The organism is Pseudomonas asplenii, from assembly GCF_900105475.1.
Taxonomy (GTDB): domain Bacteria; phylum Pseudomonadota; class Gammaproteobacteria; order Pseudomonadales; family Pseudomonadaceae; genus Aquipseudomonas; species Aquipseudomonas asplenii.
The window spans coordinates 4,716,168-4,728,788 of sequence record NZ_LT629777.1 but is presented as its reverse complement, the minus strand read 5'-3'; the positions used below and the strand labels follow the sequence as shown (position 1 = coordinate 4,728,788).

1 protein-coding gene (cut by a window edge) is annotated in these 12,621 nt (G+C 63.9%); it reads right to left on the bottom strand.

Going from position 1 to position 12,621, the window contains the following annotated elements; translation table 11 throughout:
• Positions 1–12,621, bottom strand: partial view of a non-ribosomal peptide synthetase gene (locus BLU37_RS20975; RefSeq protein ID WP_090208474.1) — the 5' end (the start) only. The gene continues 18,240 nt to the left of window position 1, outside the view; the window shows 12,621 of its 30,861 coding nt (coding positions 1–12,621); the start codon lies at positions 12,619–12,621; its stop codon lies off the left edge, out of view.

Sequence of the window (12,621 nt, the reverse complement as noted above, 5' to 3'; positions counted from 1 at the left end):
CACCACGGCGTCACGCACGCCCTCGCAGGCGGCCAGTTGCGCCTCGATTTCGCCCAACTCGATCCGGAAACCGCGAATCTTCACCTGTTCGTCGTTACGGCCCAGGTACTCCAGGCTGCCATCGGCCAGCCAGCGACCGAGGTCGCCGGTGCGGTACATCCGCGCATTCGGCTCGCGACTGAACGGATTGTCGAGGAAACGCTCGGCACTGAGTTCGGCACGGTTCAGGTAGCCGCGGGCCACCCCGGCACCGCCAACATAGAGTTCGCCGACCACACCCACCGGTACCGGTTCGCGACGGGCATCGAGGACATAGAGCTGCAGGTCGGGAATCCGTTTGCCAATCGGGCTGGCGCCTACGCGCTGGGCATCTTCGGCCTGTAGCGGGTAATAGGTCACATGCACCGTGGTCTCGGTGATGCCGTACATATTCACCAGTTGCGTACTGGCGTTCACTTCTCGGGCATACCAGGGCTTGAGCATCGCCGTGTCCAGCGCTTCACCGCCAAAAATCACCTGGCGCAGCGCATGGGCCTGACCCTTCTCGCCCTGGGCGGCAATCAACTGGCGGAACGCGCTAGGCGTCTGGTTGAGCACCGTCACACCGGCGCTGCACAACAGGGCGTAGCAATCCTGCGGCGAACGACTGACCAGTTGCGGCACGATCAGCAAGCGGCCGCCATGCAGCAGCGCCCCCCAGATTTCCCAGACCGAGAAGTCGAAGGCGAACGAGTGGAACAGCGCCCAGGTGTCCTGCGCATTGAAACCGAACCAGTGGTCAGTGGCCGAAAACAGCCGCGCAACGTTCCGGTGCTCGACCATCACCCCTTTCGGCAGGCCGGTGGAGCCGGAGGTGTAGATCACATAGGCCAGGCTCGCTGGCGTCAGCCCCGGCACCTGCGGATTCTGCACGGATTCGTCCTGCAGATCGCTATCGTCGAGATTGATCAGCGGCAGATCCACCGACGGCAACGCCTCGCGCACCGCGTGTTGGCTCAGCAAGGCCACCGGGGCGCTGTCGTCCAGGGTGTAGGCCAGGCGCTCACGGGGATAGGCCGGATCCAGCGGCACGTAACCGGCGCCGGACTTGAGGATACCGAGCAGGCCGACGATCATCGCCAGACCGCGCTCGACGCAGATCGCCACCCGGTCGTCCGGGCGCACGCCCAGGGCCAGCAGGCGATGGGCAACCTGGTTGGCGCGGGCGTTGAGTTCGCCGTAGGTCAGGCTTTCATCCTGGTACACCAATGCCACGGCCTCTGGCCATTCGGCGGCGCGGGCTTCGAACTGCTGATGGATCAACGTATCGGCGGCATAAACCCCGCCCGCCTGGTTCCAGTGCTCGAGCAACTGCGCGCGCTCGCTGGCCGGCAAGATCGAAATCGTCTGTACGGCGGTCTGTGGTGCCTGTTCCAGGGCCTGGACCAAAGCCTCCAACGCGCTCTGCAGGTAGCCGCAAAGGCGTTGCGCACCAATGACCTGCGCTACCAATGCAGTGAAGTGAAAACCTTCTCCCAGGTCGTCGACGTTGAGGGTCAACGGGTAGTTGGTCCGTTCCTCGGCCCCACCCAGCACCTGCATGCCCTGCCAGGCGGTTTGCGCCTGCTCGGTCACCGTCAGGCTGCTGTGGCGATAGTTGAGCAAGGCACTGAACAACGGCAGTGGCGCGCTCACGCCGCTGCAACGCTGGGCCAATGCCAGGGAGGCGTGTTCGTGGCCGAGCAATGCGGTCAGTTCGGCGTGGGTGGTCTTGACCCCCTCGCGCACGCTTTGACCGTCCAGGGTCACTCGCAGCGGCAGGGTATTGATGAACATCCCCAAAGCCCGGTCGGCGCCATCGCCGGCCTGCATCCGGCCCAGCAGTACCGTACCGAACACCACTTGGTCACGCCCGCTGACCTGCCCCAGTACCTGGGCAAAGGCCAGGTGCACCAGGCTCGCCGCGCTCACCCCGAGCTGACGGGCCTGGGCTCGCAAACGCAAACTCAGGCCGACATCCAGCGCCAGGTGGCTCTGTTCGATTTCGCTACCGTCGCCCTGCACATCCTGCAGGCCGAACGGCAAGGTCGGTTCGTCGATATCACCGAGGCGCTCGCGGAAGAAGCGCTCATGCTCGTCCTGGCTCACACCCAGACGGGCCTGGGCCACGTAGTTGCGATAAGGCACCGCAGCGCCCAGTTGCGCCTGCTGCCCGAGCAGAGAGGCCTGCATCTCGTGCTGTACCACCTCCATCGCGGTGTGGTCCATGACCAGGTGATGGAACAGCAGCAGCGCCAGCCAGCGCTGGTTCGGCTCGTCCCAGGCCTGGACCAGGTGCAGCATCGGCGCCTGGCGGATATCCAGGCGTACCTGGCGAGGATCGAAACTGGCCTGCAACTGCTGGCCGATATCACCCCCGCGAGGATCCAGCGAACGTTCCTCGATGCTCAGCTCGGCATGCCGCCAGACCACTTGCAACGGCTCGTCGAAGCCTTCCCAGTGCATGGAGGTGCGCAGGATGTCATGCCGGTCGATGACCGATTGCAGCGCCTGAGCGAAATCATCCAGACGGGCACGGCTGTCAAACGCGTACTGCGCTTGCAGCACATAGGGGTCGCCCTCTTCGGCGCTGATATGGTGATAGAGAATCCCTTCCTGCAACGGCGCCAGCGGGTAGATATCCTGGATGTTTGCCGCACCGCCCGGCACCATGGCCACGACGCGATCGATAGCGCTCTGCTCCAACTGGATCAGCGGCAGCAGGTCCGGAGTGATGCGCTGGCAGTCCGGGGCAATCCGGTTGGCCGGAACCGCGAACTCACGGCTGGTGCCCACCGCCGCCGCCAGGGCAGCCAGGGTCGGCTGACTGAACAGCACACGTACATCGGCGCTCAAGCCGGCCTGGCGCATGCGTTCGATCAGGCTGACCGCCAGCAACGAGTGTCCACCCAGTTCGAAGAAGTGGTCGTGGCGACCGACCTGCTCGACCTTGAGCACCTCGGCCCAGATCGAGGCCAGCAGACTTTCCACTTCGCCTTGCGGGGCTTCGTAACCGCGGCTGATCAGTGCTTGTGCGTCCGGCACCGGCAGGGCCTTGCGGTCCAGTTTGCCATTGGCCGTCAACGGCAAGGCATCGAGTTGCACATAGGCCGCCGGCACCATGTACTCCGGCAGCGCGCCTTGCAGATGGTCGCGCAGGCTTTCGATGTCCAGAACGGTTGCGGAGTCTCGCGCCGTGACATAAGCCACCAGGCGCTTATTGCCCGGTTCATCTTCGCGACACAGCACCACTGCGTCCTGAACCTCGGCATGCTCGGCCAGACGCGCCTCGATTTCGCCCAGCTCGACACGGAACCCACGAATCTTCACCTGGGCGTCATTGCGTCCCAGGTAATCCAGGTTGCCATCGGCACGCCAGCGAACCAGGTCGCCAGTGCGGTACAACCGTGCATTCGGCTCTTGGCTGAACGGATCGGCGACGAATTTTTCTTCGGTCAGGTCATCCCGGTTCAGGTAACCCAGGGCCACGCCCTGCCCGCCAATGTACAGCTCGCCTTCCACCCCTTGTGGCACAAGCTGACCCTGGGCATCGAGCACATACAGACGGGTATTGCCCACTGGCCGGCCAATCGGAATTGCACCGTTGCCGACCGCAGTGATTTCGTAGGTTGCGGAGAAGGTCGTGGCTTCAGTCGGGCCGTAGCCGTTGAGCAGATGTTCGGGAGCACTGTGTGCCAGCACCCGCGCAATCACCGCCGGGTCCAGCACATCACCGCCGACGATCAGGTAGCGCAGGCGCGAGAACGCCTCGCCCAGGCCCGAAGCGTACTGATGGAACAGCCCGGCGGTCATCCACAGCACCGTCACCGAGTGTTCCAGCAACAGGCGCTGGAAGTTCACCGGCGTGAGCAGGTCATCCTGTCCGATCACCACCACGCAGCCGCCATTGAGCAGCGGCGCCCAGACATCCAGGGTACTGGCGTCGAAAGCCGGGTTGGAGGCAAATGCCACTCGGTCCTGGGCGTTGAAATCGGCATAGCCGTTGTTCAGCACCAGTCGGCTGATGGCTCGGTGTGGTACCAGCACGCCTTTTGGCGTACCGGTGGAGCCAGAGGTGTACATGATGTACGCCACGCTTTCGCTGGACTGGACAAGTCCCAGATCAGCCTGGTCGAGGTGAGACAGGTCCAGACGGTCCAGTTCTACCCGCTGCGCTGAAGTAGCCAGTGCAACCTGACTGTGGGTCAGCAGAGTTTTCGCCTGGCTGTCCTCGATCATGAATGCCTGGCGCTCGATCGGCGCATTGATATCCAGCGGTACGTAGACCGCCGCGCACTTGAGTGCCGCCAACTGGCTGACCAGCAGGTCGTGGGAGCGCTCCAGCAGAATCGCCACGCTGTCACCCGGTTGTACGCCGAGGTCGCGCAGATGGCGGGCCAGGCGGTTGGCGCGGGCGTTGAGGTCGGCGTAGCTGAGCGATACGCCGTCGTGGATGGCCGCGCATGCCTCGGGTTGCTGACGGACCAGGGCTTCGAACAGGCCATGGACGGTTTGCGTGCGTGGATAGTCGCGCTGGCTGGCATTGAAGCCCACCAGCAATTGCTCGCGTTCGGCGGCCGGCAGGATCGAAAGCTCGGACAGCGGCGTCTGGGGCGCCTGCTCCAGAGCCTCGGCCAGATTCACCAGAGCCGTGAACATGTAATCGCAGACGCGTTGTGCACCAATGCCCTGCAGTGCCAGGACACTCAGGGAGAAATCCTCGCCCAGGTCGTCCACCGACAACGTCAGCGGGTAGTTGGTGCGCTCTTCACTGCTGAGAATCTCGATGCCTTGCCAGGCCTGCAACGCCTGCTCGGAAACGCTGCCCACGGCGCTGTGCCGGTAGTTGAGCAAGGCACTGAACAGTGGCGTTGGCGCGGCCACGCCACTGCAACGTTGAGCCAGGGCCAGGGACGCATGCTCGTAGCCAAGCAACGCGGTGAGCCGCCCGTGAACCGCCTTGACCCCGACCTCTACCCCCTGCCCGCCCACGGCGACCCGCAGCGGCAAGGTATTGATAAACATGCCCAATGCCCGGTCGGCCCCCTCGCCGCCCTGCATCCGGCCCATCAACACGGTGCCGAATACCACGTCCTGTTTACCCGAGACCTGGCCCAACACCTGAGCCCAGGCCAGGTGATGCAGGCTCGCGGCGCTGACCCCCAACCGCCGGGCCAGAGCCCGCAGCCGCTGGCTCAGGGCCGATGGCAGAACAGAACTGACTTCGTCGATCAGATGACCGTCGACCTGAACATCGCGCAGGCCGAATGGCAGGGTCGGCTCATCGATATCGCCGAGCATGCCGCAAAAGAACTGCTCGTGTTCGGCCTGGCTGTTCCCCAGGCGCGCCTGGGCCACATAGTTGCGGTACGGCACCGGACTGCCCAGCTGTTCGGCCTGCCCCAGCAGATTCGCCTGGATTTCATGACGGACCACCTCCAGAGCGGTATGGTCCAGGGCCATGTGATGGAAGCGCAACATCGCCACCCAACGCTGTTGGCCCTTATCCTCGGCAAACACCAGTTGCATCAGTGGGGCCTGGGTCACGTCCAACTGCGAGTGACGGGTATCGAAGCGCTCCTTGAGCTGGCTCAGTGCCTCACCGGCATGCGGGTCCAACTCCAGGGCCTCACAGTGCAGCCGCGCCTGGCGCCAGACGACCTGGACCGGTTCGTCGAGGTCTTGCCAGAGCACGGCGGTGCGCAGGATGTCATGACGGTCGATGACCTGTTGCAGTGCCTGGGCAAAGGCGTCCAAACGCTCGCGGTTCGCCACGCTGAACAACGCGTGAAGGACGTAGGGATCGCCCTGTTCGGCGGCCAGGTGGTGATAGAGAATCCCCTCCTGCAACGGCGCCAGCGGGTAGATGTCCTGCACGTTTGCCGCACCGCCCGGCACGCTGGCGACAATCCGGTCGATCGCGGCCTGGTCGAGGCTGATCAGCGGCAGCAGGTCCGGAGTGATGTGCTCGCAGCCGGCTGGGATAGCGTTGGCCGGGACCACGATTTCACGTCCGCTACCGACGGCGCCGGCCAGGGCCGCCAGGGTCGGTTGGCTGAACAATACCCGGATGTCGGCGCTCAGGCCGGCCTGGCGCATACGCTCGATCAGGCTGACGGCCAGCAGTGAGTGGCCGCCCAGTTCGAAGAAATGGTCATGGCGACCGACCTGCGCAACACCCAGCAGTTTTTGCCAGATCTCGGCGAGGGCGATTTCGGTTTCACCTTGTGGCGCTTCGTAGCCACGGCGGTTCAATGCGTCGAGGTCCGGCGCTGGCAAGGCCTTGCGGTCCAGCTTGCCGTTCGGCGTCAGCGGCAGTTTTTCCAGTGCGACGTAGATGGCCGGGACCATGTACTCCGGCAGTTTTTCCTGCAGATGACGGCGCAGGCTGTCGATGTCCACCGAAGTATGCCCTTCGGCCAGGGTGTAGTAAGCCACCAGGCGTTTGTCGCCTGGTACATCCTCGCGAGCGGTGACCACCGTTTCGTGGATTGCTGGGTGTTTCGCCAGGCGGGCATCGATCTCGCCCAGTTCGATACGGAAACCACGGATTTTCACCTGGTCGTCGTTACGGCCCAGGTATTCGATATTGCCGTCGGCCAGGTAACGGCCCAGGTCGCCAGTACGGTACATGCGCGCCGTTTGATCCTGTCTGAACGGATCCTGGAGGAAACGCTCGGCGGTCAGGTCGTCACGGTTCAAGTAGCCACGGGCCACACCGGCACCGCCGATGTAGATCTCACCCGGCACGCCCAGTGGAACAGGCTGTTGTTGCTCGTCCAGCAGGTAGAACTGAGTGTTGCCCACCGGTTTGCCGATGTGCGGGGCGAAGCCGTCTTTGCGATCCATCGCCACCCAACTGGAGTAGGTGGTGGTTTCCGAAGGGCCGTAGAGGTTGCACAGACGTTGAACACCGGTTTTCTCGAATAGAGATTCCACCAGGCTGCGCTTGAGGGCTTCGCCGGCCACGTTGACGGTGTGGACCGAACCCGGCAGGCCATCTACCTCCAACAGCGCCTTGAGCGCTGAAGGAACCGTGTTGATCAAGCCGATATCGTGCTCGCCGTGTTGCAGTTCCAGAACGTTTTTCACCACCTCGATGCTGCCCCCAGACGTCAGCGGGGCAAAACACTCATACACCGCCAGGTCGAAGTTCAACGAGGTAGAAAACAGGGTCTTGGCCAGCGCGGCGTTATCAAACGCTGTATGTGCCCAGGTCAGGAAGTTCACGGTGTTGCGGTGTTCGATCATCACGCCCTTGGGCAACCCGGTCGAGCCCGAGGTGTAGATCAGGTAGGCCAAGTGCGCCGAAGTCAGCCCCGGTACCTCGGGATTCTGGACGGATTCGTCCTGCCAGGTGCCCTGGTCGAGATTGATCACAGGCACCGACACGCCAGCCAGCAACTCCTGAGTGGCTGTCTGCGCCAAGACGACCGCCGGGGCACTGTCCTGCAGCATGTAGGCAATCCGTTCCGCCGGGTAAGCCGGATCCAGCGGCACATAAGCACCGCCCGCCTTGAGAATCGCCAGCAGCCCCACAACCATCTCGGCGCCACGCTCGACGCAGATCCCCACCCGTGAATCCGGCTGCACACCTTGCTTGCGCAGGGCATGGGCCAGGCGGTTGGACTGTTCGTTAAGCTCGCGGTAGCTGAGTTTCTGATCGTTATGCACTACAGCCAAAGCATCCGGGGTGTTCAGCACCTGCGCCTCGAACAACCCATGAATCGTCTGCGCCTGCGGATACTCCAGCGCAGTGTCGTTGAAACCCACCAGCAACTGCTCACGCTCGTGTGCCGAGAGAATCGACAAACTTTGCAGCGACGCTTGCGGCGTATGTTCCAGCGCCTCCAGCAACTGCTCCAACGCCGTGTGCATATAGCCACACACCCGCTGCGCGCCAATGGCCGAAGCCACCAACGCGGTCAATTTGAAGCCTTCGCCCAGGTCATCGACGTTCAAGGTCAGCGGGTAGTTGGTGCGTTCTTCACCACTGAGGGCATGAATACCGCTCCAGGCCTGCAGGGCCTGTTCGGTCACAGTACCCACGGCACTGTGGCGGTAGTTGAGCAAGGCACTGAACAGCGGCGCCGGCGCAGCCACACCACTGCAGCGTTGAGCCAGAGCCAGTGACGCATGCTCATGTCCCAGCAACGCGGTGAGGCGCGCATGGGTCGCCTTGACCCCGGCGCGCGCACCCTGCCCGCCCACGGCGACCCGCAGCGGCAGAGTATTGATAAACATGCCCAAGGCCCGGTCGGCACCCTCACCGCCCTGCATCCGGCCCATCAATACCGTGCCGAACACCACGTCCTGCCGGCCCGAGACCTTGCCCAGCACCTGGGCCCAGGCCAGGTGCATCAGGCTCGCGGCGCTGACCCCCAACTGCCGGGCCTGGGCACGCAGGCCCAAATCCAGGCGGCGGTCCAACGCCAGGCTGACTTCCTCGATATCACGACCATCGCCCTGCACATCCTGCAGGCCGAACGGCAGCGTCGGTTCGTCCACCTCGCCGAGCATATCGCGGAAAAATACTTCGTGATCGGCCTGGCTGACGCCCAGGCGCGCCTGGGCCACATAGTTGCGATACGGCACCGGCACCGACAAGGTCTCGGCCTCGCCCAGCAACCAGGCCTGCATTTCATGCTGCACCACCTCCATCGCCATATGGTCCAGGGCCATGTGATGGAACAACAGCATCGCGACGATCCGCTGGTTGAGCGGGTCTTCGGCATAGGCCACCCGCATCAGCGGTGCCTGAGTCACATCCAGGCGATAATGCCGCGGGTCGAAACGACTGTGCAGTTGCGCGCCGATATCGCCGGCTGCCGGGTCGAGTTCGAGTGCATCGAGGTGCAGCCGTGCCTGGCGCCAGACCACTTGTACTGGCGAGTCCAGGCCTTGCCAGACCACGCCGGTACGCAGGATGTCATGGCGATCGATCACCATTTGCAGGGCCTGGACAAACGCCGCCAGTCGTTCGTGATTGTCAAAGGCGAACTGCGTCTGCAAGACGTAGGGGTCACCCTGCTCCGCCGCCAGGTGGTGATAGAGAATCCCCTCCTGCAACGGTGCCAGCGGGTAGATATCCTGTACGTTGGCCATGCCGCCCGGCACGCTCGCCACCACCCGGTCGATCTGCGCCTGGGTCAGGCTGACCAGCGGCAACAGCTCCGGGGTGATTCGCTCGCAGTCGGGCGCGATCAGGTTGGCCGGTACGCAAATCTCACGCCCGCCACCCACGGCGGCAGCCAGCGCGGCCAGGGTCGGCTGGCTGAACAGTACACGCACATCGGCGCTCAGGCCCAACTGACGCATGCGTTCGATCAGGCTGACGGCCAGTAGCGAATGCCCACCCAGTTCGAAGAAATGGTCATGCCGGCCCACCCGCTCGACTTTGAGCAACTCGCTCCACAATTGCGCCAGGGTGGTTTCCACTTCGCCCTCGGGGGCATGGAACTCACGGCTGGCATAGGCGTCGGCATCCGGCACCGGCAAGGCCCGGCGATCCAGCTTGCCGTTGGCGGTCAGCGGGAAGGACGGCAGAATCATGAAGGCGCTCGGCACCATGTATTCGGCCAGGGACGCTGCCAGCTCGCTGCGCAACTGCGCCGCCGACAAGGCGCTACCGTCTTCGCCGACCAGGTAGGCCACCAGGCGCTTGTGCCCCGGTTCGTCCTGGCGAGCCAGAACCACCGCCTCCTTGACGCCGTCGCACGCCGCCAGGCGGGCTTCGATTTCACCCAGCTCGATACGGAAACCGCGGATCTTCACCTGATCGTCGTTACGCCCCAGGTACTCGACAACACCGTCCGCGTTCCAGCGCGCGAGGTCGCCAGTGCGATACATCAGTGCCCCTGGCTGGTCGCTGAACGGGTCGGCGATAAATTGGGTGGCGTTCAGTTCCGGCCGGTTCAGATACCCCTTGGCCACCCCCTGCCCACCGATGTACAGCTCACCGGCCACGCCCACCGCCACGGGTTGGCGCAACGCATCGAGCACATACACCTGACTGTTGCCGATCGGCCGGCCGATGGGAATACCGCCGTGACCGACCGCAGTGATTTCATGGGTCGTGGAGAAGGTGGTGGCTTCGGTCGGACCGTAGCCGTTGAGCAGGTGCTCAGGGGCACCTTCGGCCAGTACCCGGGCGATCACCGCCGGGTCCAGCACATCACCACCGACGATCAGGTAGCGCAACCGTGCGAATGCTTCCATCAGACCGCCAGCGTACTGATGGAACAGCCCGGCAGTCATCCACAACACGCTGACCGATTGTGCCAACAGCAGTGCGCGGAAATCCTCCAGGGACAGCAACACCGACTGCTCCACCACTACCACGCAACCGCCATTGAGCAGCGGCGCCCAGACATCCAGGGTACTGGCGTCGAAGGCCGGGTTGGAGGCAAACGCCACGCGGTCCCGGGCGTTGAAATCGGCGTAACCGTTGTTGATCACCAGGCGGCTGACAGCCCGATGCGGCACCAGTACCCCTTTGGGCGTGCCGGTGGAGCCGGAGGTGTACATGACGTATGCCACCGACTCGGCGGACGAGAGCGGCGCCGGATTGGGCACCTCTGCATCCAGCTCCAACCCGTCCAGATCCACCCGCTCGATACCTTCAGGCACTGCGCTGGTAAGGCGGGTCAATACCTGCCGTGCCGCGCTGTCGTGCAACATGAACGCCTGGCGCTCGGCGGGAGCATTGATATCCAGCGGCACATAGGCCGCGCCACACTTGAGAATCGCCAACTGACCCGCCAGCAGGTCGAAGGAACGCTCCAGCAACAGCCCCACGCGATCACCCGGCTGTACGCCGAGATCGCTCAGATGCTTAGCCAGGGCATTGGCCCGGTTGTTGAGCTGCCGATAGGTCAGCTGCTGTTCATCCAGGACCACGGCAAGCGCATCGGGCCGCGCCGCTACCTGCTCCTCGAACAGTTCCACCAGGCTGCTGCCACGTGGATAGTCACGCGCCGTGGAATTGAAGCCGTACACCACTTGCTGGCGCTCGGCCGGTGGAAGGATTGCCAGATCCTGCAACGGTGTCTGTGGCGCTTGCTCCAAGGCTTCGACCAGCGCAGCCAGGGCCGCTACCATATAGTCGCCGACGCGCTGCGCACCGATCTCCACCAGGGTCTGGACGGCCAGGCTGAACGCCTCGCCAAAGTCATCCACCGACAGCGTAATCGGATAGGTGCTTTGTTCGCCGCCGCCCAGGCTCTGCAAGCCGGCCCAGGCCTGCAGCGCCTCTGCCGAAGCCTGTGCCCCGGCGGCACTGTGGCGATAGTTGAGCAGCGAGCTGAACAACGGCGCCGGCGCGGCCACGCCGCTGCAACGTTGGGCCAGGGCCAGGGAAGCATGCTCATGTCCCAGCAAGGCGGTCAGCCGCGCGTGGGTGCTCTTGACCCCTTCACGGACCGCGTGACCTTCGAGTTTCACTCGCAACGGCAAGGTATTGATGAACATCCCCAGCGCCCGGTCGGCACCCTCGCCTCCTTGCATCCGGCCCATCAGCACGGTACCGAACACCACATCGGACTTGCCCGACACCGCGCCCACCACCCGTGCCCAGGCCAGGTGATGCAGGCTCGCGGCGCTGACGCCCAACTGTCGGGCCTGGGCGCGCAGACGCTGGCTCAGATCGGCCGCGACGGGAATATGGACTTCTTCGATCTGCGGACTGCCATCCGGGATCTCGACCACACCAAACGGCAGCGTCGGTTCATCGACGTCCGCCAGCATGTCGCGGAAAAAGCCTTCATGGGCATCGGCCCCGGCCCCGAGCCGGACCTGCGCCACATAGTTGCGATAAGGTACCGCCTCGGGCAAGGCGTGGCCTTGGCCCAGCAGGTAGGCCTGCATTTCGTGCTGCACCAGTTCCAGCGCGGCATGGTCGATGGCAATGTGATGGAACAACAGGATCGCCACCCAACGCCCATTGGCCCGGTCTTCGGCGCACGCCAGTCGCATCAGCGGGGCCTGGCGCAGATCCAGGCGGTAATGCCGGGGGTCGAAACGCTCACACAACCGGGCTTCGATATCACCGTCGGCAGAGGCCAGATCGACTTCCTCCACCGCCAGCGTCGCCTGACGCAATACCACCTGCACCGGTTCGTCGAGCCCCTCCCAGACCATCGCCGTGCGCAAGATATCGTGCCGTTCGATCACCGCTTGCAGGGCCTGGGCGAAATCATCGAGACGTTCACGGCTATCCGCGCCGAACAGCGCCCGCAACACATAGGGGTCGCCCTGGCCGGCGGCCAGGTGATGATAGAGAATGCCTTCCTGCAGGGGCGCCAGCGGGTAGATGTCCTGGACGTTGCCCGCACCACCGGGCACCGCCTCGACAATCCGATCGATCGTGGCCTGATCGAGGTTGGCCAGCGGCAACATCTGCGGGGTAATACGCAAGGCCGGGCTCAGCCACTCTCCACCGTTTCGAGCCACCAGCTTGAGCAGTTCCGCCTTGTGCACGACAAGGCTATCGAATACAGCACTGTCAAGGCTGTCATCGTCACCGAGAATCACTAGATCGTCTTCTTCCAGTTGAAGACCGATCGCGTGCATGGAAAGAACTGCCATCAATTCGCTGAAGTGCAT